The sequence below is a fragment of the Ralstonia sp. 1138 genome, assembly GCF_040544795.1.
Lineage (GTDB): Bacteria > Pseudomonadota > Gammaproteobacteria > Burkholderiales > Burkholderiaceae > Ralstonia > Ralstonia flatus.
The window spans coordinates 555,015-578,214 of sequence record NZ_JBEPKQ010000003.1 but is presented as its reverse complement, the minus strand read 5'-3'; the positions used below and the strand labels follow the sequence as shown (position 1 = coordinate 578,214).

Sequence of the window (23,200 nt, the reverse complement as noted above, 5' to 3'; positions counted from 1 at the left end):
ACCAAGGAAACCACGATGCAACGCGTCACCAAAGCCGTTTTCCCCGTCGCGGGGCTCGGAACCCGCTTTCTGCCGGCCACCAAGGCGAGCCCGAAGGAAATGCTGCCGGTCGTGGACAAGCCGCTGATCCAGTACGCCGTGGAAGAAGCCATGGCTGCCGGCATCACCGAGATGATCTTCGTGACGGGCCGCAGCAAGCGCGCCATTGAAGATCACTTCGACAAGGCCTACGAGCTGGAAGCCGAACTCGAAGCGAAGCAGAAGACCGCGCTGCTCGAAGTCGTGCGCTCGATCAAGCCGTCGCATGTGGATTGCTTCTACGTGCGCCAGCCGGAAGCGCTGGGCCTGGGCCATGCGGTGCAATGCGCCGAAAAGCTCGTCGGCGATGCGCCGTTTGCCGTCATCCTGGCCGACGACCTGCTGGACGGCGAGCCGCCCGTCATGAAGCAGATGGTCGACCTGTATGACCACTACAACTGCTCAGTGATCGGGGTGGAAGAGATCGACCCGGAGCAGAGCCGCTCGTATGGCGTGGTCGATGGCCGCCCGTGGGAAGAAGACGGCAGCGTGATCAAGATGTCGGGCATCATCGAGAAGCCGGCGCCCGAAAATGCACCGTCCAACCTCGGCGTGGTCGGCCGCTACATCCTCACGCCGCGCATTTTTGATCACATCCGCAACCTCAAGCCGGGCGCGGGCGGCGAGCTGCAGCTGACGGACGCCATTCAGTCGCTGCTGTCGGCCGAGCAGGTGCTGGCGTATCGCTACAAGGGCGTGCGTTACGACTGCGGCAGCAAGCTGGGCTACCTGAAGGCCACGGTGGAATTGGCGCTCAAGCACAAGGAAGTCGCTGACGAATTCCGCGCGTATCTGGCGGCACGCGGCTGAGCCCAACGCGCACGTCGCCATAGAAAAAACCCGCGCCAGCTCACGCTGCGCGGGTTTTTTGTTGCCGGATCGTGTCCCGTCCGTCCGGCGCGGAATCCCACCCTTTTGCAACGAGAGGCTGCAGCCTCTTCTTATTGCGGTGCTGCCAGCGGCTTGATGGTGTTGTTCAGCAGGCTCCAGTACGAGCTGGTGCTGTACGGAAGCATCTGTTCAGCGTAGTTCCACCAGAAGTAGCCACCGATGAAGCGCGGGTCCGCGGCCATCGTGGTGGTCCCCATCGGGTAGTACGACTTGATCAGGTTCTGCTGCACGGACAGCGGGGCCGACGTGCTGGACGTGCCGATCTCGCCGAAGCCCACCTTTGCCACCGGGAAGATGCTTTCAAGTAACTTGAAATCGTTTGCCCACGTCGGATTCAAACCCGGGCAGTCCTGGTACGGGTAGTAGCTGAACAACGCGTAATCCGTGCCCTGACGCACACGGGACGGCAGGAAGTTCGTCGCCCACGTACGCCACGAGTCCATCGGCAGCTCGTAGCAGTTCGTGCCCTTGCCGTCGTCGTTGTAGTACATCGTCACCGACACAAGACCACCCGCGCCCTTCACGATGTCATAGGCGTTGCCGACCATCTGACCGATCTGCTGCTCCTGCGACGTTGCCGTCGTAGTCGGACCGCTCGGGTTGGCACGCAGCCATTCGCCGTTGATTTCATTGGCGATTTCCCATACGTCGACCACATTCTTCAGCGTGCTCACCAACTCGTTGGTGCGTGCGCTGTAGGTCGTGGGGTCGACCGGGAAATAGTACGAGTCCATCACTTCGCCCATCACGTAGGCGACTTGATGAAGCTTGACCAGCGGTGCGTAGTAGTCGGCCGCCGACGTACCCGGGTCAAAGACCACGCGCACGGTCGGCTTGTACGGCAGGTGGGTGAGCGAGGCCACGATCGCGTTGATGCTGCTGACGTCATCCAGCGTTACGCCATAAATCGGTGCCTTCGGGCGCGTGGCCTGCGCCGAGGCGGTTTGTGTTCCCAGGCCTGTCAGCGTAACCGCCGCCGTCAGACCTACCAAAGCGCGCAGGCTCATGCGCGCCGCCCTCTGTGCTGCTTTCTTGGTTTCCAACATTGTGATTTTCTATTCCCTCGGACGCAAAACCTTACGCCCAGTACTTCGATGGACAAGCGCCGTCCTACCTGTGCGGTATCCCGATGTGGTGTGACTCCTTTGACACACTGAACACCGAACGGGTGCGAGCGTCAGATGACGCCCCGGTCGGCGAATGGATGCGCGATTAGAGGTCCTGCTGAGTCGATGGATCGATCAACGGCCGTGCGCTTATTGATGGACTGGTACAGCTGGCGCGGGCACGCCCAGAGGCTGCTCGCGGCTTGAAAATATGACAAGCCCTGCACTTCAGTTGGCTGCCAACTGTGTTCCCCCCGTCGACAGCCAAGCGGGATGATACCGGATGTTGCCGGGAGATCAACGAAATTTAACGCTGCTTACGCAACAATAATAAAAAAACCGCGGGTCTGCAGGACACGCGGTTTCTTTGAAACGCCCGCTGGGCGGACGTCTTGGCGACACAGCCGTTTTTACTTGTGCCGGTAGTTGATGCGACCCTTGGTGAGGTCGTACGGCGACATTTCCAGCTTCACGCGGTCGCCCGCGAGAATGCGGATGCGGTGCTTCTGCATCTTGCCCGATGCGTAAGCCCAGATTTCCACGCCGTTTTCCAACTGCACGCGAAAACGATTGTCGGGCAGTGCTTCAGACACCACCCCTTCAAATTCAATCAGTTCTTCCTTGGCCAAACTCGTTCCTTTGTATGCAGCACGCGGCTGCGCCGATGGTTGCAATGATGTGATGACCCACCCGAACCACGCCACACGCCTGGAACGGCATGCAGCGGTACGCTGCGATCATCTGCCCGGACAGCGGGCTTGGGGGGTACCGAGTTGCACGAAACACAAATCGCGCCCGCCTATGGCGTGCGCCGCTTCGTGCAAGCGAGAGCGAGGATGGGTGGCGGTCGCAGATGCGCGCCGCCCGACTCGGCGCGGGGTATTCCCCGGTGCTGGACTCAGCTGCTGCCGGCCATGACTGGCCCGGCGGCGAGCCGGATTCGCCCGCTATTCTACCACGGGCGGGTTCCGCGGTTTCAGGCGCCGTCAGCAGGAAGCGACAGTTCAGGAACGTCGCCATCGATGATGCTCTCAGCGAAGCGCAGCGCGGCAATGCGCGCAGCGCCCACATTGCTGAATTGCCGGTCCCCCGATAGGCGGAAGACCTGGGTCTGTCCGGGTTCGGGCGACTCCCCCGCCCGACAGATCATCACGGCCGCGTTGTAGCTGCGGTCTTCCCTGGCCTCGGGCCAGCGTGCCGTGCGTTCATGTTGGAAAGCCAACGGATAAATGTCGAAGCCTTTGTATTGGCCCGCCGGCGAAGTGTCCATCTGAAATGCCCCCTTCTTGAACGTCGAGTGCTGTCTGACTATACACCCGTGCGTTTTGCATGGCGATGAAAGCGACGGCAACGTTTGACTGCGGGCAGAGCGCAACAAGCACACGCCCGCCAGCCGTGGCAACGCCTTCGGCATCACCGCGAAGGCTGGTCTGAAGAAGTTTCACATCGTCACCCCTCCACGGCAGGGTGCGGCGCAATCCGATTGTGCTAGCTTGAATTGGTGCTTGCCACGGCATTCAAATGGGTGCCCGACGTCCACAGCAAGGCACCGACTCTCAACCCCCTGAAGAATGACAATGCGCCTGATCTCTCCGATTGCCCTGGCGTGTGCCGGGCTGATGCTGTCTGCCTGCGGTGGCGGCGACGGCGGTTCGTCACTGAGCCCGCAAGCCAGCACGGCTTCCAATGCGCAGAACGCAGCCTCAAAAACCCCCGCTGCGGCGGCCGCCAGTGCCTCCCCCGCTTGCGGCATCAACGGCACTTCCCCGTTGGCCGGCGTGCAGACGTGGATGTATCAGTTGCAGGGCATGACGACGAGCGCGCAAATCGACGCACTCGACGCGCAGCCGTACGACATGCTGGTGATCGAGGCCAACAACACCATCAAGGGGCTCGAAAACTTCAACACGGTCGACATGGTGGCGCGCCTGCGCACCAAGCCCGACGGCTCCGCCCGCAAGGTGCTCGCCTACATCGACATTGGCGAGGCTGAAGACTTCCGCACCTACTGGACATCGAGCTGGAAGGCGCCCACAGCCGACGGCCCCGGCACGCCCGACTTCATCATCAAGGCCGACCCCGATGGCTGGGCGGGCGACTACCCCGTCGCGTTCTGGGACCCGCGCTGGCAAGCGCTCTGGCTCGGTCCGAACGGCGCCGTGGCACAACTGGCGCGCGAAGGGTTCGATGGCGTCTATCTGGATTGGGTCGAGGCGTATGCCGAGCCTTCGGTAGCGGACGCGGCCCAGGCGGCAGGCGTCGACCCGGCCCAGGCCATGGTGGACTTCATCGCCAAGATTCGTGCGGCGGGGCGCGCCATCAACCCGCAGTTTGCGGTGATCCAGCAAAACGCGCCTTCGCTGATCGATGATGGCGGTGGATCAACGTTGCTGGCGACGATCGATGGCATCTCGCAGGAAGACACGTGGTTCGGCGGCAGCGCCGGCGCCGCATGGAGCAGCGCCTCCGGTGGGGACAAGGCTGCAAGCGCCGTCGACACGCAATGGACGATCGAGCAGTTGCAGAAATACTGCGCCGGCAACGTGCCCGTCTTCACGATCGACTACGCGCTGAAGACCACCAACGCGCAGAAGGTCTACACGGCTTCGCGCGCGCAAGGCTTCCGCCCGCTGGTCTCGCGCATTGCGCTGTCCAAGCCGACGACTACGCCGCCTTGGAACTACTGATCACGCTCAACGACGCACCGGCAGGCGCATCGGCAAACGGCAGGCCGACGTAGTTTTCGGCCAGCACGCGCGCGCCGGCAGCCGAGCTGGTCACGTAGTCCAGTTCGGCGCGCTGCAGCTTCTGCATGAACGGCGTGTGGTCGTCAAAGCGATGCAGCATCGACGTCATCCACCACGAGAAATGCTCGGCGCGCCAGACGCGTTGCAGGCAGCGTTCGGCGTAGCCTGCGAGCTGGGCGGTGTCGTTCTGCTTGTAGCGTGCCGTGAGCGCCTGGGCCAGGACGCGCACATCGGCGACGGCGAGGTTCATGCCTTTCGCGCCGGTCGGCGGCACGATGTGCGCAGCATCGCCCGCCAGGAACAGGCGCCCATACTGCATGGTCTCGCAGACAAAGCTGCGCATCGGCGTGACGCTCTTCTGCAGGATCGGGCCCTCCTTCAACCGCCAGCCGTCGTTGTTTTCCAGGCGCGTGTGCAGCTCGTCCCAGATGCGCGCATCCGACCATTCAGCCAGGTCCTCGTCCGGCTTGCATTGCAGATAAAGCCGCGTGATCTTGGGTGAGCGCATGCTGAACAGCGCAAAGCCGCGATCGTGGTTTGCGTAGATCAACTCTTCCGCCGCGGGCTCCGCTTCTGCCAGGATGCCAAGCCACGCAAAGGGATAGACGCGTTCGAACACCGCTTGCCGCTGTGCAGGAATCGCCTGCCGGCAGATGCCGTGAAAGCCATCGCATCCGGCGATGTAATCGCATTGCAATGTCTGCGGCACGCCGTCGTGGACAAACTGCACCGACGGCGTGGCCGACTCGATATCGTGCACCGACACATCGCTCACATCGAACAGCAGCGGCGCACCTTGCTCCACGCGTGCGGCAATCAGATCCTTCACCACCTCGTGCTGCCCATACACGGTGATCGAGCGGCCGCCCGACATCGCCGTCAGGTCGATACGGTGGCGCTTGCCGCCAAACAGCAAGTCGATACCGTGGTGCACGAGCCCCTCGCGCCGCATGCGCTCGCCCACGCCCGCTTCGTTGAGCACGTCGACCGTGCCTTGCTCCAGCACGCCGGCGCGGATGCGCTCTTCAACGTACGCGCGGCTCTTGGTTTCGAGGATGACGGCGTCGATGCCGTTGCGGTGCAGAAGCTGTCCGAGCAAAAGGCCTGCCGGACCTGCGCCAATGATGGCGACCTGGGTGCGCATGATGGTTGTCTCCGGATGGATTTGGAATCGTTCTGGCAACCATTGTTGGCGCGCACCTTGATATCGCACAATGCAATATTGGCGATAAACTTTATCGTTAATTCAGATAGTGCGATTGCCATGTCCACCCTGCCCGACTTCGATCTGAACTTGTTGCCGATCCTGCTGGCGCTGTACGACGCGCGCAGCGTGAGCATGGCCGCGCAACAGCTCGGCATGAGCCAGCCGGGCGTGAGCACGGCGCTGGGCAAGCTGCGCGCTGCATTCGATGATCCGCTGTTCGTGCGCACCTCGCGCGGCATGGAGCCGACGCCACGGGCGCTGGCGCTCATTCCTGCGGCGCGCGACGTGCTGGCCCGCGTGCAGGAAGGCATCCTGGAAACCGGCGCGTTCGATCCGGCCACCACCACGCACAGGTTCTCGATCTCGTTGTCGGACGTAGGGGAGATGGTCTTCCTGCCGCGCATTGTCGAGGCGATGGCGCGGCAGGCGCCTCGGGCGTCGGTGCAGTCCGTGTCGCTGCCGCCGGCCCAGCTCGAACGCGCGCTGGAGACCGGTTCGCTCGATCTGGCCGTCGGTTACTTCCCCGACCTGAAAAAGAACAACTTCTTCCAGCAGCGGTTGTTTACGCACTACTTCACGTGCATCGTGCGGGCCGATCATCCCGTCACGCGCGGCGGCAACACAAAGCTATCGATGGCGCAGTTTCTGGAGTACGGCCACGCCGTGGTGCGCGCAGAAGGCCGCAGCCAGGAACTGTACGAACGCTTTCTGGAGCGCAAACGCATCCGACGGACGCCGGCTCTGCTCACGCCGCATTTCATGAGCATTCCGTTCATCCTCGCGCGCACGGATCTGATTGCGACGGTGCCGCACGCCGTCGGGCTGTCGTTCATGCAATCGCACGCCAACATCAGCGTGATGGAGCCCCCGCTGGAACTGCCGAGCTTCGATCTCAAGCAGCATTGGCATCGCAAGTTCCATAACGACACGCGCAGCCAGTGGTTCCGGGCGCTGGTGTCATCGCTGTTCAACGACGAGGCGGACGAATGGCGCGAACCCGGCCATCGACCTGCCAAACGCAAGAACACGAAATAGCCGCGCCGCGGCAAATGTTCACAATCCGAACACTCGATTGCATTGCGAACAAGGAGCCTTTAGGATCGCTGGCACGCGCAGGCGACGCCGTTGCAGTGTCTTTCGGTTCACGCCTGCCGATCAACCTTTGGAGACCTTCATGAAACGTCGTGTGCTGCTGCTGACTGCCGTTGCCGGTACGCTGATGATCGGCCTGCCCGCCTTTGCGGACGAGCCCATCAAGATCGGGCTGATCGCGCCTTTCTCGGGCCCCTTTGCCGACTATGGCAAGCAGATGGAAGACGGCATCAAGGCGTATCAGAAGCTGCACGGCACGACCGCCGGCGGGCGGCAAGTGCAGATCATCGTAAAGGACACAACCGGCCCCGTGCCGGACGTTGCCAAGCGGCTCGCACAAGAACTCGTGGTGCGCGACAAGGTGGATTTCCTCGCGGGCTTCGGCCTCACGCCGGAAGCGCTGGCCGTGGCGCCCATCGCGCAGCAGGCGAAGAAGCCGATGGTGATCTTCAATGCGGCATCGTCGTCCATTACGACCAAGTCGGACTATGTGACGCGTGTGTCGATGACGTTGCCGCAGATCTCCACGCCGATCGCCTCGTGGGCCCTGAAGAACGGCATCAAGCAGGTGGCTACCGTGGTAGCCGATTACGCGCCTGGCGTCGATGCGGAGAACGCGTTCAAGCAGACGTTCACTGCCGGCGGCGGCCAAGTCGTGGAAGCCGTACGCGTGCCGCTGCGCAACCCTGAATTCGCACCGTTCATCCAGCGTGTGAAAGACACCAAGCCGCAAGCAGTGTTCGTCTTCCTGCCGGCCGGCGAGCAAGGTGTGGCGTTCATGAAGGGCTTCCGGGAGCGCGGGCTGGCGCAGGCCGGGATCAAGGTCATCGCGACAGGCGATCTGACCGACGACCACGTGCTGCCAGCCATGGGCGACTCAACGCTGGGTGTCATCACGTCGTTCCACTACTCGGCCGCGCACGACTCCGCACAGAACAAGACCTTCCTGAAAGCCTTTGCCGACGCCAACCCAGGTGCAGGCCGCCCGAACTTCATGGCGGTGGCCGCGTATGACGGCATCGGCGCGATCTACAACGTGATCAACAAGCTCGGAGGCAAGATCGACGGCGAGAAGGCCATGGCCGCCTTCAAGGGCATGAAGATCGACAGCCCGCGCGGGCCGATCACCATCGACCCGGCCACGCGCGATGTGGTGCAGACGGTCTACATCCGCAAAGTGGAGAAAGTCGGCAACGAGCTGTACAACGTCGAGTTCGACAAGTTTGCCGACGTGAAGGACCCGGGCAAATAAGCCCTACGCAACCGCCACGAGCCGTTGCAGCAACGGCGCATCGGCCAGCAGATCGGCGCTGGCTGATGCGTGCACGATCCGGCCTCGATCGAGCACCAGCGCGCGCTGCGTGAGTTGCAGCGCCAGACGCGCATGCTGCTCCACCAGAATCACCGCCATGCCGCCCTCCTCAACGAGCGCGCGGATGGCGCGGCCAAGCTCCTGCACGATGATCGGCGCGAGGCCTTCCATCGGTTCATCCAACAGCAGCAGCGCGGGATTCGTCATCAGCGCGCGGGCGATGGCGACCATCTGCTGCTCCCCGCCCGAGAGCTGATTGCCGAGATTGCGGCGCCGCTCCTGCAAACGCGGAAACGTCTTGTAGATGCGCGCCACATCCCAGGCGCCGGGTCGCGCCACAGCGGTCAGATGCTCTTCCACCGTCAGCGATGGAAACATCCATCGCTCCTGCGGCACCCAGCCGAGCCCCGCGCGGGCACGCCGGTGCGGCGGCACCTTGGCGATGTCCTCGCCCTGCCAGCGAATACGCCCGCCGTGCAGGCGCGTAAAGCCCATCAGCGTGGCGAGCAGCGTGGTCTTGCCGACACCGTTGCGACCCAGCAGCGCGAGGCTGCCGCCTGCAGCGAGCGCGAACGACACATCGTCCAGCACGACGGCGTTGCCGTAGCCTGCCGTCACATGTTCGAGCGACAACAGTTCACGCATGCTCGGCCTCCCCAAGGTAGACCTCGCGTACACGCGGGTCGGCGGCAATCTCCTGCGGTGTGCCTTCGGTGAGCACGCGGCCGGCCACCAACACGCTGATGCGCTCGGCGAAGCGGAACACGAGGTTCATGTCGTGCTCGATGAAGAGGATCGTGATGTCGCGTGGCAGGCTGGCGATGACCTCGAACAGTTCGGTACTTTGTCCGCTCGGGATGCCGGCGGCAGGCTCGTCGAGGAGCAGGATGCGCGGCTGCGTGGCCAACGCCAGGGCAATCTCCACCAGGCGCTGCTTGCCGTAAGGCAACGCATGCGTGGGCGACAGCGCGTCTGCGCCGAGTTGCAGGCGGCAGAGCAATGCCATCGCTTCGTCCCGGGCATCCTTGTAAGACGCGACGGTACGGTGCCAATGCCACGACGCGCCCGTGCGCTCGAAGATGGCGAGCATCACCGATTCCAGCACCGTCAGCCCCGGAAACAACGTGTTGATCTGAAAGGTGCGCGTGATGCCGCGCTTGACGCGCTGGTGCGCGGGCAGCCGGGTGATGTCTTCATCGTCCAGCAGCACCCGGCCCGCCGTGGGTGCGAGCGTGCCGGTAAGCAGATTGATGAAGGTCGTCTTGCCCGCGCCGTTCGGGCCGATCAACGCGTGGCGCGCGCCCGGCGCAAAAGACAGCGAGATATCGGAATTGGCGTGAAAGCCGCCCCAGCGCCTGGACAGGCCGCGCGTGCTCAATGTGGGCGGAGGATGCATCGTGGGCGCCGTCATGATGTACCTCCCTTGCGGGCACCGCGTGCCTTGATCGCAGATACGGCTGCCTTCAGACCGCCGAGAATGCCGCCGCGCGCAAACAACACGATCACCATCAGCAGCAGGCCGATCCAGAACTGCCAATACACGGGGTTGATGCCGGCCAACACGTCCTGCGCAATCATGAACACTGCCGCGCCGATCAGCGCGCCGTACAACCGGCCGGCACCGCCCAGCACGAGCATGATCAGCAGCTCTGCCGAACGCGAGAAGCCCAGCGAATCCAGTCCGACAAATTGCGTGGTCTGCGCGAGCAAGGCGCCTGCGACACCGGCAATCGCCGCACTCACGGTAAACGCCGCAACCAGCCGCATACGAACATTCGCGCCGATGGCCGGCATGCGCTTCGGCCCCTGCTGAATGCCGCGCAGCGACAACCCGAACGGGGAGCGCACCAGGCGACGCAACCCTACAAACACCAGAAACAGCACGACCAGGCTATACACGTAAGCCGTGCGCCCTTCGAGATCGAATTCGAACGTGCCGAGCAGGTTACGCATCGTCACACCGGAAAGGCCATCCACACCGCCCGTGAGAAACGCCATCTTGTTGGCCGCTTCATACAGCATCAGGCCGATGCCGAGCGTGACCATCAGTCGCGTCAGATCCTGGCCGCGCACGACGAGAAAACTCACACAGAAGCCGGCCAGCGCCGCGACGACAGCGCCAGCAGCCAGGCCGCTGAGCGGTTCACCCCAGCCATGCGCCGCGAGCAGCCCGGCGGTATAGGCACCGAGTCCGAAGAAGCCCGCATGCCCGAGCGACACGATGCCCGCATAGCCGAGCACCAGATCGAGCGACAACGCAAACAGCCCGACGATCAGCACCTGGCTGCCAAAGACAAGGTAATCGGGAAGAAGAAAGAACACCGCAATCGGCACGCACCAGAACGCGATCTCGAACGGTGACCACCGTGCTTCTGGCAACCCATGTGCGGCGGAGCCCTCAGCAGGCCGGGCTGACCGTCTCAACTGCTGCTGCACACTCATGCGCGCCTCCCCAGCAAACCGCTCGGGAAGAAGACGAGCAGCACGACCATCAACCCGTAGATGACGAACGCGCCCACGTCGGGCACGTAGTACTTGCCGGCTACGTCGAACACGCCGAGCACAAGCGCCGCCAGCAATGTGCCCTTGATGGAACCGGCGCCGCCAACTGCCACCACGAGCAGGAAGTACACCATGTATTTGATCGGGAAGGCCGGGTCGAGCCCGAGCACGTCGATGCCCAATCCGCCGCCCAGCCCTGCCAACCCCGAGCCCAGCGCGAACGTGACGGAAAACACCAGGCTCACGTTGATGCCCAGGCCTGCAGACGCCTGCTGGTTGTCCACGGACGCCCTCACCTGCGCGCCGAAGCGCGTGCGCTCGATCAGCCAAGCGAGCAGCGCCGTCAGCGCAATCACGACGCCAATCAGGAACACGCGATAACGCCCGACTTCCAATCCGCTATCGAAAACCCGCCATTGCCCGCGCAGCATCTCCGGCAGCTCCACGGGCTGCTGCGACGGCCCCCACACGTAAGTCGCACCCGCCATCGCCATGAAAACGAGCGCGATGGAGAACAGCACCTGATCGAGCGGGCTCGCGCGATAGAGCCGCCGATACAGCGTACGCTCCAGCACAAAACCGATAGCTGCGGTGACAAGGAAGACGATGGGCAGCGTCGCCAGAAACGGCACGCCGAGGCGGTTCATCAGCACCACGCACACATAGCCGCCCGCCATGGCGAAGGCCCCGTGCGCGAGGTTGATGAAGTTCATCAAGCCCATCGTGACCGACAGGCCGATGCTGATCAGGAACAGCAGGCTGCCGTAAGCCAGCCCGTCGAACAACACACCCAATGCGCTGAGCATGGGTCTCCTCCTTGGGCTTTTTTCCCCAGCTCGGCGGCCGGTTTGCCCGGTGTGTTGCGTGGCGTCTCCCGGGAGACGGCGGTGTTACTTCGTCGTAGCGCCCTCCGCGTCCATCTCGGCAAACACGGTCTGTGCGAGGTGGAAGGCATGGTTGGCAGCCGGCACGCCGCAGTAGATGGCGGTCTGCAGCAGCGTTTCCTGAATCTCGTCGCGCGTGACACCGTTGTTGGAGGCGGCGCGCAGATGCAGGCGCAATTCGCCGTCGCGGCCGAGGGCGACCATCATGGCGATCGTCAGCAGGCTGCGGGTGTGGCGCGGCAAGCCCGGGCGCGTCCAGATTTCGCCCCAGGCGTAGCGCGTGATGAGGTCTTGAAACGGAGCCGTCAGATCGGTCTGCGCGGCATTGGCACGATCGACGTGGGCATCGCCCAGCACAGCGCGGCGCACTTCCATGCCGGCGGCGTAGCGTTCGCGATCATCCATGGGCAACCTCGCGCGCCACGCCGGTCGTCAAGAAGCTGGCCAGCGCTTCGGTGTAGCCGTCGGCCTGCTCCCAGTTGGCGAGGTGGCCGGCAGACAGTTCGATGTACTGGGCGCCGGGCACGCCGTCGGCAATGAGCTTGGTCTGAGCTGCCGGGGTAGAGATATCGTGCGTGCCGCCAATCACCAGCATCGGCACGCGGATGTTCGGCAGCTGCGCGCGCAGATCTGCATCGCGAATGGCTGCGCAATTGCCGTTGTAGCCGGCGTCCGGCGTGGACAGCAACATCGCCTTGACGATGTCGACGCGGCCGGCGTTGGCATCGCGGTAGCCCTGCGTGAACCAGCGCTCCAGCACCGTTTCGGTAATGCTGGCCATGCCGCCCTGCTCGACCTGCGCGATGCGCGTATTCCAGCTTTGCTGCGTGCCGATCAGCGCGGCGGTGTTCGTCACGACCATGCGCGGGAAACGCTCGCCGTGATGCGCGGCCAGCCACAGGCCCGTCAGCCCGCCCATCGACAGGCCGCAGAACAGCGCCAGCTCAATGTTGTAGTGGTCGAGCAGCGCGAGCACATCACCGCCGAGTTGCGCGACGCCAAACGGCGCATCCGGCACGCTCGATTGCCCGTGGCCGCGCTGGTCATAGCGCAGCAGGCGGAAGTGCTGGCGCAGCGCTTCGAGCTGCGGCTCCCACATACCGAGGTTGGTGCCGAGCGAATTCGACAGCACCAGCACCGGCTTACCCGTGGCGGGCCCATCGTCGAATTCGTGATACAGGCGGACGTTGTCGTGTTCAAGCCAGGGCATGGTGTCTCCGTGGAATCCGTGTTCAGGGGTGGCGGCGGGCGTGTTCCGCAAGCGCGCGGTCAACAGCGGCGCCCGCATCGCCAAGGTAATGGGTGGGGTCGAGCAGCGCGCTCAGCCGTTGCGGCGCGGCTGCACCCCAGATACGAAGGACGTCGGCATCCTGCGCCAGTACGTCATGCAGCGTCTTGTTCTCTTGTACCGCTTTGCGGCTGGCAGCTTCGACCACATGGTGCGCCTGCAGGCGTCCAAGATCCGCCCCCAGCGCCAGCATCACGGCTTCACCGAGAATCAGGCCCTGCGTAAGGTCGAGATTTGCGCGCATGCGAGCAGCGTCGACCTGCAAACCTCCGGCGATCTCGCACATCCGATCGAGCGCGCCCGCCGCGAGACAGGCCATCTCGCGCAACGTCGCCCACTGCGCCTGCCAACCGCCGAGCGCGCGTTCGTGCTCCTGCGGCAGCGCAGCCAGCAGCGTACTCGCCAGGCCGGGCATGCGCGTGGCCGCAGCCAGCACCGTCGCACAGCCAACCGGGTTGCGCTTATGCGGCATGGTGGAAGACCCGCCCTTGCCGGCACCGGACGGCTCCGCTACTTCGCCCACCTCTGTTTGCATCATGAGCGAGAGATCGCGCGCGACATGGCCCAGTGTGCCGGTCAGCAACGCGAGCGTCGTGCCAATCTCGGCGATTCGATCCTGCTCGCCGTGCCAAGCGAGCGCTGGCAGCGGCAGATCAAGTTCGTGCGCCAGCGTTTGAGCAACAGCGCGTGCATGTTCACCCAGGCTGGCAAGCGTGCCTGCCGCCCCGCCAAACTGAAGCACGGGCACATGCGCGCGCAGCGCGGCAAAACGATCCTGCGCGCGATGCACTGCTTCCAGCCAGCCCGCAACCTTGCGCCCAAACGTCGTCGGCAGGGCCTGCTGCAACCACGTGCGCGCCACCATCGGCGTATTGCGATGACGTTGCGCCAGTGCAGCGAGCGCGTCGGCAAGCTTTTGCAAATCCGCTTCGAGCAACGCAGCCGATTGCCGCCACTGCAGCATCAGACCGGTATCGATGATGTCCTGGCTGGTCGCGCCCCAGTGCACGTAGCGCGCAGCGTTTTCATCGTGCTGCGCGACAGCGGCAGTCAGTTGCTTGACCAGTGGGATCGCCAGGTTGCCTGCGCTGGCAGCGGCATTGCCGAGCGCTTCCAGATCCAATGTGGCCTTGGCGCACACCGCGCGAATCGGCGCAACGGCTTCCGCCGGGATCACACCAACCGCGCCTTCGGCCTGCGCCAGCGCAGCCTCCACATCGAGCATCGCGCGCACGGTGGCCGCATCGGACCACACCGCCAGCATGGCCGGTGTGGAGAAGGCGCGATCGAGCAATCCGCTGGTCATGGCCGTATCAAACTCAAACGCGTTCGATGACCAGCGCAATGCCCTGGCCCACGCCAATGCACATCGTGCACAGCGCGTAGCGTCCACCGGTGCGCTGCAACTGATACATCGCCGTGGTCACCAGGCGCGCGCCGCTCATGCCGAGCGGGTGGCCCAGTGCGATGGCGCCGCCGTTCGGGTTGATGCGCGGGTCGTCATCACGCAGACCCAGTTGACGTGTCACGGCCAAGCCCTGCGCTGCAAACGCCTCGTTCAGCTCGATCACATCCATCTGGTCGATCGTCAGGCCCAGTTGCTTCAGCAGCTTTTGCGACGCCGGTGCCGGCCCAATGCCCATCACGCGCGGCGGCACACCAGCCGTGGCCATGCCAACAATGCGGGCACGCGGGGTCAAGCCAAAGCGCTTGGCCGATTCTTCATTGGCAAGAAGGAGCGCGCAGGCGCCATCGTTCACGCCCGACGCATTGCCAGCCGTCACCGTGCCGTCCGGACGCACCACGCCTTTGAGCTTGGCGAGCGCTTCCATGGTTGTCGCGCGCGGATGCTCGTCGCGGCTGACAACGATGGCATCGCCCTTCTTCTGCGGAATCGTTACGGGCGTGATTTCCTGCGCCAGCGTACCGTCTTCCTGCGCACGTGCGGCGCTCGCCTGGCTGCTCAGCGCGAAGCGGTCTTGATCTTCGCGGTTGATCTTGTAGTCGGTGGCGACGTTCTCGGCGGTCTCAGGCATCGAGTCAACGCCGTATTGCGCCTTCATCAGCGGGTTGATGAAGCGCCAGCCGATGGTGGTGTCGTAGATGGCAGCATCGCGCGAGAAGGCGGTGGCCGCCTTGCCCATCACAAACGGCGCGCGGCTCATGCTTTCCACGCCGCCCGCGATCATCAACCCGGTTTCGCCCGAGCGGATGGCGCGCGCAGCGGTGCCGGTGGCGTCCATGCCCGAGCCGCACAGGCGGTTGATGGTCGAGCCCGGCACGCTGTCGGGCAACCCGGCCAGCAGCGACGACATGCGCGCCACGTTGCGGTTGTCTTCGCCCGCCTGGTTGGCGCAGCCGAAGATCACGTCGTCGATGGCTGTCCAGTCGACCTGCGGGTTGCGCGCCATCAGCGCCTTGAGCGGCACGGCACCCAGATCATCCGCGCGCACGGCGGACAGGCTGCCGCCGTATCGGCCGATGGGGGTGCGGATGGCGTCGCAGATAAAGGCTTCGGTCATGATGGTTCTGTCTCCAATGGTTCTAGGCACGACGCAACGGCGCGGCCGTCATCGTCTGCAGCGTATCGAAATCGAGGCCGTCGGCCATCTCCCGCACCACCAGCCCCTCGTGCGTGATGTCGATCACGGCAAGGTCGGTGTAGATGGTATCGACACAGCCGATGCCCGTCAGCGGGTACGTGCACGACGGCACGATCTTGCTTTCGCCCTGCTTGGTCTGGTGCTCCATCATGACGAAGACGCGCTTGGCACCAATAGCCAGGTCCATCGCGCCGCCCACGGCGGGGATGGCATCCGGTGCTCCGGTGTGCCAGTTGGCCAGGTCACCCGTGGCCGACACCTGGAAGGCGCCGAGCACGCAATAGTCGAGATGGCCGCCCCGCATCATGGCAAACGAATCGGCGTGATGGAAGAACGATGCGCCAGGCTTGACCGTCACCGGCTGCTTGCCGGCGTTGATGAGGTCTTCGTCTTCTTGCCCGGGCGCGGGCGCCGGGCCCATGCCGAGCAGGCCGTTCTCGGTGTGCAGAATGATTTCGCGATCGGCCGGCAGCTGGTTCGCCACCAGCGTCGGCAGGCCGATGCCGAGGTTGACGATCGACCCATCGGGAATATCACGCGCCACACGGGCAGCGATCTGATTGCGCGTCCAGCGCTGGATCTTGGCGGTAGTTTCGGCGCTCATGCTGCCTCCTTGGCGGGTTGCGCGGAGACGAGCTGGACGACGCGCTTAACGAAAATTCCTGGCGTGACGATGTGCTCGGGGTCCAGCTCGCCCAGTTCCACCGTCTCGCTGACCTGCGCGATGGTGCACTTGGCCGCCATGGCCATCACCGGCCCGAAGTTACGAGCAGTCTTGCGATAGACGAGATTGCCCCAGCGGTCAGCGCGCAGGGCCTTGATGAGGGCGTAGTCCGCCGTGAGCGGCAGCTCGAACACGTACGGCTTGCCGTCGATGATGCGCGTTTCCTTGCCTTCGGCCAATTGCGTGCCGTAGGCGGTCGGGCAGAAAAACCCACCAATGCCGGCCCCTGCGGCGCGGATGCGCTCGGCCAGGTTGCCTTGCGGCACGAGCTCCAGTTCGATCTCGCCGGCGCGGTAGAGCGCATCGAATACATACGAATCGGCCTGGCGGGGGAACGAGCAGACGATCTTGCGTACGCGGCGCGCCTTGAGCAGCGCGGCCAGGCCCGTCTCGCCGTTGCCGGCGTTGTTGTTGATGATGGTCAGCTCACGCGCGCCGTGCGCGATCAGCCCGTCGATGAGTTCCGATGGCATGCCGGCGGTACCGAACCCGCCGATCATGATGGTGGCACCGTCCGGGATATCGGCCAGGGCGGCCTCCACAGACGGACAAAGCTTGTTGATCACGTGCATTCTCCGGCAAGGGCGCCGCACATTCTCGATGGCTGGCGCAGGTCGGAGCATCGCGGGGGCCGGACATGGCCGAACCGCAACCGGGCGGCCTGCGAGTCTCCTGTTGACGATCGGATCGACACAGGCCTTTGCTGTCCGGCCCGGGCTTACCTTGCCTCTCGTTTGTTCGCTATTAGAACCAACGTTCGATCCAAGAACGAATCTACGCCTCCCCTCCCGAGCGTGTCAAGGCGTACGCATCCCGATCGGGTGTTCGAGTGGCGAAACCGGGGCAATGCCAGTAGTCTTGAGGCCACTGCACCGCTTTTGCCTGTCTTTGCATGTCTGCCGCCGAACTGCCTGCCGAAAAACCCAGCGATTCCTACGTCCAGTCCTTTGCACGGGGGCTGTCGGTCATCCGTGCGTTCAACGCCGAACGGCCGGAGCAGACGCTCTCCGAAGTCGCCGAGGCCACGGGCCTGACCCGTGCCGGCGCCCGCCGCATCCTGCTCACGCTGGTCAGCCTCGGCTATGTCAGCTTTGAAGGCCGCCTCTTCCGCCTTACACCCAAGATCCTCGATCTGGGGTTCGCCTATCTCACGTCGATGCCGTTCTGGAACCTCGCCGAGCCGGTGATGGAAGAACTGGTACAGACAGTGCACGAAAGTTGCTCTGCTTCGGTACTGGATGGGACGGAAATCGTCTACGTCTTGCGCGTGCCCACGCAGAAGATCATCGCGCTGAACCTGTCGGTCGGCAGCCGCCTGCCGGCCTTCTGCACATCGATGGGCCGCGTGTTGCTGTCGGGCCTGCCCGAAGATCGGCTCGACATTGCATTGCGTGAATCGGACCGACGCGCCCGCACGCAGCGCACCATTACAGACATCGACGCATTGAAAGAGGTCATTGCCGGCGTGCGCCAACAGGGTTGGGCACTGGTTGACCAGGAGCTTGAAGAGGGGCTGATTTCGCTGTCGGCGCCGATCCGCAACCGGGCAGGCGACATCATCGCGGCCATGAACATCAGCGGGCAGGCCAACCGAACTTCCGGCAAACAGATGACGAAGCAGTTTCTCGGTCCGCTGCAGCAGGCGGCCGAGCGCATTTCGGCCATGGTGCGCGTACGAACCTGACCTGAGTTGAGCGCGGCAACGCCAGTGCGCTTCGCGCCTCGCATCCCGACACTTTTTTCAATAAAATTGTGGCTCCGTGGGCAAAGAGGATGTCTGTGACTCAACACACCGCCATTCACACCGGTCTGGATGTGAAAGGTTGCCAACGCCGGGTGCGTGCTTCGCGCGTCCTGGCGCTTGCCCTGCCGTTGCTGTCTAGCCCCGTGTGGGCCCAATCGACGCCGCTGGCGACGGCCATGCAGGAATTGACGCCGCTGGCCCGCATGCTGGTGGGCGCCGCCACGGGTCGCAGCACGGCCGCCGCCGGCGTGCCCGCCCTCACGGGCCCCGCCCGCAATGCAGACCGCGCCCTCGCCCAGGCCTGCACCGAAATCAACCGTTTCACCCCCGTCCCGCTCGACCGCGAGACCGCGCTGGTGCAATGCTCGCTGGCGCAGAAGAAGAACCTCGTCTTCGTCATCACGCTGACCAACTACGCGGCGCACTCGGCCGCCTCGCAGGGCTTTCGCCTGAATTTCGTGCCGATCCTGCAGAAGAACATCTGCAATAACGGCGACGTGCGCATCCTCACGCGCCTGGGCTTGAGCCTGGTCTACCGCTATCGCGGCAACGACCACGAGACCGTGGGCGACGTGCCCATCAACGAATCGATCTGCGGCACGCTCTGAGCGCGCGCTTCGCCCCGGGAATCCCCTGATGGAGCGCAGTCGGCTGCCATGTCATTAATGGCAGACAACGTCTCATTTCATGCAACGTCCGCCGGGCTGCTGCCTTGCCGCGCCAGCCTCACCAGGCTGCTGGCTCGCAACCCGGCCACCCCCACAATCCCGCCTGTGCACTGCACCCCGCCCTGCTTGCCATCCGCCATCTGTGCCACGCCGGCATGGACTATAGTTGGGCGTTTCGCTCGGCGTCATATGGTTATCCGAAGTCCGCGCATGCAAACGGCGCATACGCCGGTATGCTCGCGGGCGGTTCTGATTCGCACACTATTCACCACCGAAGTCGTCAAGGAGGAAATCCGATGAAAACAAACCGACGTCTGACCCAATTTGCAGGTGCCGCCATCCTGGCCGCGGCAACCCTGGTCGCCACCACTGCGCACGCTGATCAAGTTTCCGACATCAAGAAGAAGGGCGAACTGGTCTGCGGCGTGCTCGGCACCGACGAGCCGTTCAGCTTCCTGAAGGACCCGATGAGCCGCGAGATCGTCGGCTACGACGTCGACATGTGCGACGCCATCGCCAAGAGCCTGGGCGTCAAGCCCGTGCTCAAGCAACTGGCCGTGGCCGCCCGCCTGCCCGAACTGCAGCAAGGCCGCGTGGACCTGCTGGCCGCCTCGCTCACGCACAACAAGGAGCGCGAGGCGCAGATCGACTTCTCGGTGTCGACGTTCATCACCGGCCAGAAGGCCATGGTGAAGAAGAGCAGCGGCATCACGTCGCTCGGCCAGCTGGATGGCAAGAAGCTGCTGACGGTCAAGGGTTCGACCATGGAAGCCAACATTGCCAAGGCCATCAAGAACGCCGATGTTGTCTCGTTCGACAACAGCCCGCAGGCACTGCTGGCCCTGCAGCAAGGCAAGGGCGTCGCCTACGTGAACGACGAAACCACGCTGATCGGCAACATGGCCAAGATGGGCCCGGCAGCCAAGGACTACGCGCTGCTGCCGGAAAACCTGTCGACCGAACACCTCGCACTGGGCATCCGCAAGGGCGAGCCGGCCTTCAAGAAGCAGGTCGACGACGTGCTGCTGGGCATGGAAAAGAGCGGCGAGGCGCAGAAGCTGTTCGACAAGTGGTTCGGCCCGAATACGAAGATGGCCTTCCCGCAGCGCACCTTCAAGATTTCTACCGACAAGATCGATTAATCGCTAAAGGTCGGGTCGCCCGGACCGGGTTTCCAAACTGCGTCCGGGCGGTGAATCTCCATGCCCCATTTTGATTTGTCGATGCTGCTCTCGGGGCAGTATCACCAGTGGCTCGTCAGCGGTTTCTTCCTGTCGATCAAGCTCTCCGTACTGGCCTTCGTGCTGGCGCTGCCGCTTGCCATCGTCGTGGCGCTGCTGCGCCTGGCGCCGGCTGCACCGCTGCGCGGCATCGGCCAAGCCTTTGTCGAAGCCATCCGCAACGTGCCGCTGCTCGCCCACATGCTGTTCTGGTATTTCGGCGCGCCGCAGATCCTGCCGGAGTTCATCCGGGACTGGCTCTACAGCATGAACTACGAGGCCGCGAGCGCCGTCATTGCGCTCGTGCTCTACACGGCCGCGTACATGGCGGAAGACATCCGCAGCGGCATCCGCTCGATTCCGAAGGAACAGCTTGAGGCCAGCCGCGCGCTCGGACTCTCGTTCCTGGAGGCCATGCGGCTGGTGGTGCTACCGCAATCGCTGCGCGTGACCGTCCCGCCGCTGGTCAGCCAAACGTTGAACCTGTGGAAGAACTCGAGCATCGCCATGGTGATCGGCGTGGCCGAATTGATGTACCAGGCGCAGCAGGTGGAGTCCGCCACGTTCCGCGGCTTTGAGGCGTTTGCGTTTGCCACCGCGGCCTATCTGACCATCTCGATCGCGATCACGGTGTTCTCCGCCTGGTATCAGCATCGCTACCCCGTCCGGACGCTGTAGCCATGCTCGATCTCATTCAAACCTACGGTATCTACTACCTCATCGGCCAGTACCCGAATGGGCCGCTGGGCGGGTTGGCGCTGACGTTCCTGCTGGCATCCGCGGGCCTCGTGCTCGCGCTGCCGGTGGGCATCCTGCTGGGCCTGTGCCGCGTCAGCCCGATTGCCGCGCTGCGCTGGCCCGCCACCGCGCTCGTCTATATCGTGCGCGGCACGCCGCTGCTGATGGTGATCTTCTGGGCGTATTTCCTGCTGCCGTCCGTTACCGGCCAGCGCACGGACCAGTTCAGCACCATGCTGACCGCGCTGGTGATCTTCGACGGCGCATATCTGGCGGAGATCGTGCGCGCAGGCATCCAGGCGTTGCCGCGCGGGCAAATGGAAAGCGCCCGTTCGCTCGGCCTGTCGTACATGCAGGCGATGCGCCGCGTGATCCTGCCGCAGGCGCTGCGCAACATGCTGCCGTCGCTCGTCAATCAGCTCGTGTCGACCATCAAGGAGACCTCGCTCGGTTACATCATCAGCCTGCCCGAGGTGTCGTTCGTGGCCGGGCAGATCAGCACCGCCGTGATGGTCAAGTCTGCCGAGGTGTACGGCCTGCTCGGCATCAGCTACTTCATCATGTGCTTCAGCCTCACGCGCGTGGCGTTTTACCTTGAACGCCGCCTTGCAGCGCACGCACCGTCCAAACCATGAACATGATCGCGATCGAACACGTCGACAAGTGGTACGGCGATTACCACGCGCTGGTCGACATCAACGAAACCGTTGCCAAGGGCGAAGTGGTGGTCGTGTGCGGGCCGTCGGGCTCGGGCAAGTCGACGCTCATCCGCACGCTGAACCGGCTCGAAGCCATTCAGAAGGGCCGCATCGTCGTGAACGGGCATGAAGTGCATGCGCCGGGCGTCGACGTCAACATGCTGCGCAGCGGCATCGGCTTCGTGTTCCAGCAGTTCAACCTGTTTCCGCACCTGACCGTCATGCAGAACTGCACGCTGGCGCCGGTGCAACTCAAGCGCATGGCACCCCAGGAAGCGAAGGACTTTGCGATGAGTCTGCTCGAACGCGTGGGCCTGCCGCACAAGGCCGGCGCCTACCCTGGCGAACTGTCCGGCGGGCAGCAGCAGCGCGTGGCCATCGCCCGCGCCCTGGCCATGAAGCCACCGGTCATGCTGTTTGACGAGCCGACCTCCGCGCTGGACCCGGAGATGGTGAACGAGGTGCTGCTGGTCATGAAGGATCTCGCCCGCGACGGCATGACCATGGTCTGCGTCACACACGAAATGGGCTTCGCGCGCGAAGTGGCCGACCGCGTCCTGTTCATGGACCAGGGCCAGGTGCTGGAACGCGCCACGCCCGAAGACTTCTTCCAGCGGCCGCAGCACCCCCGCGCACAACGCTTCCTGGCCGACATCCGCTCGCCGTGGAGCGAACCGGCCTGAATCGTCAGGCAGCGGCCAAATGAAAAAACGGGGAACACTGTTCCCCGTTTTTCTTTGGATGCATGACAACGCGGCTTATTGAATGGCCTTGTCGTTCGGGTGCGCGTACAGATCCTTCATGCCGGCCGTCATCGGGTAATTCAGGTTCAGGCCCTTCGGCGGAATCGGCGACAGGAACCACTTCTTGTACAAGTCGTTCGCCTTGCCCGACTTCATCAGGTCGGCAATCACGTCGTCGGCCACTTTCTTGAACGCCGGGTCGTCCTTGCGCATCATGCAGGCGTAGGTTTCAGTCTGCAGCGGGGTGCCCGTGACCACCCAGTCAGCCTGGTTCTTGGCCTTCGTGCGCTCGCCGTACAGCAGCGGCTCATCCATCACGAACGCCACGGCGCGGCCCGATTCCAGCGTCAGGAATGCCTGGCCGTGATCCTTCGCGAGGATCAGGTTCATCTTGTCGGCGTCCTTGGCCTCACCGTTCATCTTCTGCAGGATGCGGTCTTCCGTCGTGCCGGCGGTGGTCACCACGGTCTTGCCCTTCAGGTCGGGGAAGTCCTTGATGCCCGAATCCTTCTTCACCAGCATCAACATGCCGTAGATGAAGATGTTGTTCGAGAACGCGACCTGCTTCTGGCGCTCGAGGTTGTTGGTGGTCGAGCCGCACTCGAAGTCGATCGTGCCGTTCTGCAGCAGCGAGATGCGGTTCTGCGACGTGATCGGCGTGAGCTTGACCTGCAGCTTCTTGCCCACGGCCTTTTCCACGCCCGCGACGATCATGTTGGAGATTTCCTGCGAATAGCCGGTGATGGTGTTCGCGTCAGCCTGGTACGAGAACGGAATCGACGACTCGCGATAGCCCACCGAGATCACACCCGATTGCTTGATCTTGGCCAGCGTGTCGGTTGACTGCGCCTGCGCACCGGTCGACAGCGCCGCCAGCGCACCGGCCGCAGCCAGCGTCAGGCCAGACAGAATCCGTTTGGTCGATTGCAAGGTCTTCATGCTTCCCCTCCTATGG

At 63.9% G+C, this 23,200-nt stretch carries 25 protein-coding genes; 10 read left to right on the top strand and 15 right to left on the bottom strand.

Features of this window, described 5'->3' with window-relative positions; genetic code table 11:
- The first annotated feature begins 15 nt into the window (after positions 1-15).
- Positions 16-888, top strand: a complete 873-nt coding sequence (galU, locus tag ABIC76_RS15560; RefSeq protein WP_027680889.1) for a UTP--glucose-1-phosphate uridylyltransferase GalU — start codon at positions 16-18, stop codon at positions 886-888.
- Between the two features lie 131 nt (positions 889-1,019).
- Here galU and ABIC76_RS15555 read toward each other — a convergent pair whose 3' ends face one another.
- The 3 genes from ABIC76_RS15555 to ABIC76_RS15545 all read right to left on the bottom strand — a co-directional run bounded on the left by ABIC76_RS15555 (position 1,020) and on the right by ABIC76_RS15545 (position 3,345).
- On the bottom strand, positions 1,020-2,015 hold the full coding sequence (locus tag ABIC76_RS15555) for a hypothetical protein (protein ID WP_354534510.1): 996 nt from the start codon (positions 2,013-2,015) through the stop codon (positions 1,020-1,022).
- Positions 2,016-2,485: 470 nt separating this feature from the next.
- On the bottom strand, positions 2,486-2,704 hold the full coding sequence (gene infA / locus ABIC76_RS15550) for a translation initiation factor IF-1 (RefSeq protein WP_004631109.1): 219 nt from the start codon (positions 2,702-2,704) through the stop codon (positions 2,486-2,488).
- Positions 2,705-3,051: 347 nt separating this feature from the next.
- Positions 3,052-3,345 carry a hypothetical protein gene (locus ABIC76_RS15545; protein ID WP_004631110.1) on the bottom strand — a complete coding sequence of 98 codons (294 nt, stop codon included), beginning with the start codon at positions 3,343-3,345 and terminating at the stop codon, positions 3,052-3,054.
- 307 nt (positions 3,346-3,652) lie between these two features.
- Between ABIC76_RS15545 and ABIC76_RS15540 the strand changes: the two genes are divergently transcribed.
- Complete coding sequence (locus ABIC76_RS15540) at positions 3,653-4,762, top strand: glycoside hydrolase family 191 protein (RefSeq protein WP_354534509.1); 1,110 nt, start codon at positions 3,653-3,655, stop codon at positions 4,760-4,762.
- On the opposite strand, the gene pobA is transcribed toward ABIC76_RS15540, so the two are convergent.
- Complete coding sequence (pobA, locus tag ABIC76_RS15535; RefSeq protein ID WP_102066529.1) at positions 4,740-5,966, bottom strand: 4-hydroxybenzoate 3-monooxygenase; 1,227 nt, start codon at positions 5,964-5,966, stop codon at positions 4,740-4,742. The genes ABIC76_RS15540 and pobA overlap by 23 nt on opposite strands.
- 120 nt (positions 5,967-6,086) lie before the next feature.
- Here pobA and ABIC76_RS15530 point away from each other — a divergent pair, with 120 nt between their 5' ends.
- Positions 6,087-7,064, top strand: a complete 978-nt coding sequence (locus ABIC76_RS15530; protein ID WP_354534508.1) for a LysR family transcriptional regulator — start codon at positions 6,087-6,089, stop codon at positions 7,062-7,064.
- Between the two features lie 139 nt (positions 7,065-7,203).
- Complete coding sequence (locus ABIC76_RS15525; RefSeq protein WP_102066530.1) at positions 7,204-8,373, top strand: ABC transporter substrate-binding protein; 1,170 nt, start codon at positions 7,204-7,206, stop codon at positions 8,371-8,373.
- Positions 8,374-8,376: 3 nt separating this feature from the next.
- On the opposite strand, the gene ABIC76_RS15520 is transcribed toward ABIC76_RS15525, so the two are convergent.
- The 10 genes from ABIC76_RS15520 to ABIC76_RS15475 all read right to left on the bottom strand — a co-directional run bounded on the left by ABIC76_RS15520 (position 8,377) and on the right by ABIC76_RS15475 (position 17,006).
- Positions 8,377-9,078: an ABC transporter ATP-binding protein gene (locus ABIC76_RS15520; RefSeq protein WP_102066531.1), complete on the bottom strand. Its 702-nt coding sequence runs from the start codon at positions 9,076-9,078 to the stop codon at positions 8,377-8,379.
- Complete coding sequence (locus ABIC76_RS15515) at positions 9,071-9,844, bottom strand: ABC transporter ATP-binding protein (RefSeq protein WP_102066532.1); 774 nt, start codon at positions 9,842-9,844, stop codon at positions 9,071-9,073. Before ABIC76_RS15515 ends, ABIC76_RS15520 begins: the two co-directional genes overlap by 8 nt.
- Positions 9,841-10,875: a branched-chain amino acid ABC transporter permease gene (locus tag ABIC76_RS15510; RefSeq protein WP_102066533.1), complete on the bottom strand. Its 1,035-nt coding sequence runs from the start codon at positions 10,873-10,875 to the stop codon at positions 9,841-9,843. Before ABIC76_RS15510 ends, ABIC76_RS15515 begins: the two co-directional genes overlap by 4 nt.
- A complete protein-coding gene (locus ABIC76_RS15505; protein ID WP_316884114.1) occupies positions 10,872-11,741 on the bottom strand; it encodes a branched-chain amino acid ABC transporter permease in 870 nt (289 codons plus the stop codon). The genes ABIC76_RS15510 and ABIC76_RS15505 overlap by 4 nt, the downstream gene beginning before the upstream one ends.
- Positions 11,742-11,825: 84 nt before the next feature.
- Positions 11,826-12,224 (bottom strand): 4-carboxymuconolactone decarboxylase, encoded by a 399-nt coding sequence (gene pcaC / locus ABIC76_RS15500; RefSeq protein WP_354534507.1) that lies wholly within the window; start codon positions 12,222-12,224, stop codon positions 11,826-11,828.
- A complete protein-coding gene (pcaD, locus tag ABIC76_RS15495) occupies positions 12,217-13,029 on the bottom strand; it encodes a 3-oxoadipate enol-lactonase (protein WP_354534506.1) in 813 nt (270 codons plus the stop codon). The genes pcaC and pcaD overlap by 8 nt, the downstream gene beginning before the upstream one ends.
- Positions 13,030-13,051: 22 nt before the next feature.
- Positions 13,052-14,413, bottom strand: coding sequence for a 3-carboxy-cis,cis-muconate cycloisomerase (locus ABIC76_RS15490; protein WP_354534505.1), 1,362 nt, complete (start codon positions 14,411-14,413; stop codon positions 13,052-13,054).
- 13 nt (positions 14,414-14,426) lie between these two features.
- Positions 14,427-15,629 (bottom strand): 3-oxoadipyl-CoA thiolase, encoded by a 1,203-nt coding sequence (gene pcaF, locus ABIC76_RS15485; RefSeq protein ID WP_354534504.1) that lies wholly within the window; start codon positions 15,627-15,629, stop codon positions 14,427-14,429.
- Positions 15,630-15,651: 22 nt separating this feature from the next.
- Positions 15,652-16,314 (bottom strand): CoA transferase subunit B, encoded by a 663-nt coding sequence (locus ABIC76_RS15480; RefSeq protein WP_354534503.1) that lies wholly within the window; start codon positions 16,312-16,314, stop codon positions 15,652-15,654.
- The gene (locus ABIC76_RS15475; RefSeq protein ID WP_446928547.1) at positions 16,311-17,006 is read right to left on the bottom strand and encodes a 3-oxoacid CoA-transferase subunit A; all 696 of its coding nucleotides are present in this window, start codon (positions 17,004-17,006) and stop codon (positions 16,311-16,313) included. Before ABIC76_RS15475 ends, ABIC76_RS15480 begins: the two co-directional genes overlap by 4 nt.
- Before the next feature lie 320 nt (positions 17,007-17,326).
- Here ABIC76_RS15475 and ABIC76_RS15470 point away from each other — a divergent pair, with 320 nt between their 5' ends.
- The 6 genes from ABIC76_RS15470 (at position 17,327) to ABIC76_RS15445 (ending at position 22,185) form a co-directional block, all read left to right on the top strand.
- Positions 17,327-18,118: an IclR family transcriptional regulator gene (locus ABIC76_RS15470; protein ID WP_354534501.1), complete on the top strand. Its 792-nt coding sequence runs from the start codon at positions 17,327-17,329 to the stop codon at positions 18,116-18,118.
- 89 nt (positions 18,119-18,207) lie between these two features.
- Positions 18,208-18,786 (top strand): hypothetical protein, encoded by a 579-nt coding sequence (locus ABIC76_RS15465; RefSeq protein ID WP_102066539.1) that lies wholly within the window; start codon positions 18,208-18,210, stop codon positions 18,784-18,786.
- Positions 18,787-19,142: 356 nt separating this feature from the next.
- Positions 19,143-19,988 (top strand): ABC transporter substrate-binding protein, encoded by an 846-nt coding sequence (locus ABIC76_RS15460; RefSeq protein ID WP_027680871.1) that lies wholly within the window; start codon positions 19,143-19,145, stop codon positions 19,986-19,988.
- Positions 19,989-20,048: 60 nt separating this feature from the next.
- Positions 20,049-20,744 carry an amino acid ABC transporter permease gene (locus tag ABIC76_RS15455; RefSeq protein WP_102066541.1) on the top strand — a complete coding sequence of 232 codons (696 nt, stop codon included), beginning with the start codon at positions 20,049-20,051 and terminating at the stop codon, positions 20,742-20,744.
- A gap of 2 nt (positions 20,745-20,746) precedes the next feature.
- Complete coding sequence (locus ABIC76_RS15450; protein ID WP_027680869.1) at positions 20,747-21,439, top strand: amino acid ABC transporter permease; 693 nt, start codon at positions 20,747-20,749, stop codon at positions 21,437-21,439.
- Complete coding sequence (locus ABIC76_RS15445; protein WP_102066542.1) at positions 21,436-22,185, top strand: amino acid ABC transporter ATP-binding protein; 750 nt, start codon at positions 21,436-21,438, stop codon at positions 22,183-22,185. The genes ABIC76_RS15450 and ABIC76_RS15445 overlap by 4 nt, the downstream gene beginning before the upstream one ends.
- A 75-nt stretch (positions 22,186-22,260) precedes the next feature.
- Here the strand turns inward: ABIC76_RS15445 and ABIC76_RS15440 are convergent, their stop codons facing one another.
- The gene (locus ABIC76_RS15440) at positions 22,261-23,184 is read right to left on the bottom strand and encodes a glutamate/aspartate ABC transporter substrate-binding protein (RefSeq protein WP_354534500.1); all 924 of its coding nucleotides are present in this window, start codon (positions 23,182-23,184) and stop codon (positions 22,261-22,263) included.
- Positions 23,185-23,200 lie beyond the last annotated feature (16 nt).

Coding starts and splice junctions, on each gene's coding strand:
- pcaC (WP_354534507.1), bottom strand. CDS start 12,224: ATGGATGATCGCGAACGCTACGCCGCCGGCATGGAAGTGCGCCGCGCT.
- ABIC76_RS15455 (WP_102066541.1), top strand. CDS start 20,049: ATGCCCCATTTTGATTTGTCGATGCTGCTCTCGGGGCAGTATCACCAG.
- ABIC76_RS15445 (WP_102066542.1), top strand. CDS start 21,436: ATGAACATGATCGCGATCGAACACGTCGACAAGTGGTACGGCGATTAC.
- pobA (WP_102066529.1), bottom strand. CDS start 5,966: ATGCGCACCCAGGTCGCCATCATTGGCGCAGGTCCGGCAGGCCTTTTG.
- ABIC76_RS15450 (WP_027680869.1), top strand. CDS start 20,747: ATGCTCGATCTCATTCAAACCTACGGTATCTACTACCTCATCGGCCAG.
- ABIC76_RS15460 (WP_027680871.1), top strand. CDS start 19,143: ATGAAAACAAACCGACGTCTGACCCAATTTGCAGGTGCCGCCATCCTG.
- ABIC76_RS15520 (WP_102066531.1), bottom strand. CDS start 9,078: ATGCGTGAACTGTTGTCGCTCGAACATGTGACGGCAGGCTACGGCAAC.
- galU (WP_027680889.1), top strand. CDS start 16: ATGCAACGCGTCACCAAAGCCGTTTTCCCCGTCGCGGGGCTCGGAACC.
- ABIC76_RS15545 (WP_004631110.1), bottom strand. CDS start 3,345: ATGGACACTTCGCCGGCGGGCCAATACAAAGGCTTCGACATTTATCCG.
- ABIC76_RS15510 (WP_102066533.1), bottom strand. CDS start 10,875: ATGAGTGTGCAGCAGCAGTTGAGACGGTCAGCCCGGCCTGCTGAGGGC.
- ABIC76_RS15525 (WP_102066530.1), top strand. CDS start 7,204: ATGAAACGTCGTGTGCTGCTGCTGACTGCCGTTGCCGGTACGCTGATG.
- ABIC76_RS15475 (WP_446928547.1), bottom strand. CDS start 17,006: ATGCACGTGATCAACAAGCTTTGTCCGTCTGTGGAGGCCGCCCTGGCC.
- ABIC76_RS15540 (WP_354534509.1), top strand. CDS start 3,653: ATGCGCCTGATCTCTCCGATTGCCCTGGCGTGTGCCGGGCTGATGCTG.
- ABIC76_RS15515 (WP_102066532.1), bottom strand. CDS start 9,844: ATGACGGCGCCCACGATGCATCCTCCGCCCACATTGAGCACGCGCGGC.
- ABIC76_RS15505 (WP_316884114.1), bottom strand. CDS start 11,741: ATGCTCAGCGCATTGGGTGTGTTGTTCGACGGGCTGGCTTACGGCAGC.
- pcaF (WP_354534504.1), bottom strand. CDS start 15,629: ATGACCGAAGCCTTTATCTGCGACGCCATCCGCACCCCCATCGGCCGA.
- ABIC76_RS15480 (WP_354534503.1), bottom strand. CDS start 16,314: ATGAGCGCCGAAACTACCGCCAAGATCCAGCGCTGGACGCGCAATCAG.
- ABIC76_RS15470 (WP_354534501.1), top strand. CDS start 17,327: ATGTCTGCCGCCGAACTGCCTGCCGAAAAACCCAGCGATTCCTACGTC.
- pcaD (WP_354534506.1), bottom strand. CDS start 13,029: ATGCCCTGGCTTGAACACGACAACGTCCGCCTGTATCACGAATTCGAC.
- ABIC76_RS15555 (WP_354534510.1), bottom strand. CDS start 2,015: ATGTTGGAAACCAAGAAAGCAGCACAGAGGGCGGCGCGCATGAGCCTG.
- ABIC76_RS15440 (WP_354534500.1), bottom strand. CDS start 23,184: ATGAAGACCTTGCAATCGACCAAACGGATTCTGTCTGGCCTGACGCTG.
- ABIC76_RS15465 (WP_102066539.1), top strand. CDS start 18,208: ATGTCTGTGACTCAACACACCGCCATTCACACCGGTCTGGATGTGAAA.
- ABIC76_RS15490 (WP_354534505.1), bottom strand. CDS start 14,413: ATGACCAGCGGATTGCTCGATCGCGCCTTCTCCACACCGGCCATGCTG.
- ABIC76_RS15530 (WP_354534508.1), top strand. CDS start 6,087: ATGTCCACCCTGCCCGACTTCGATCTGAACTTGTTGCCGATCCTGCTG.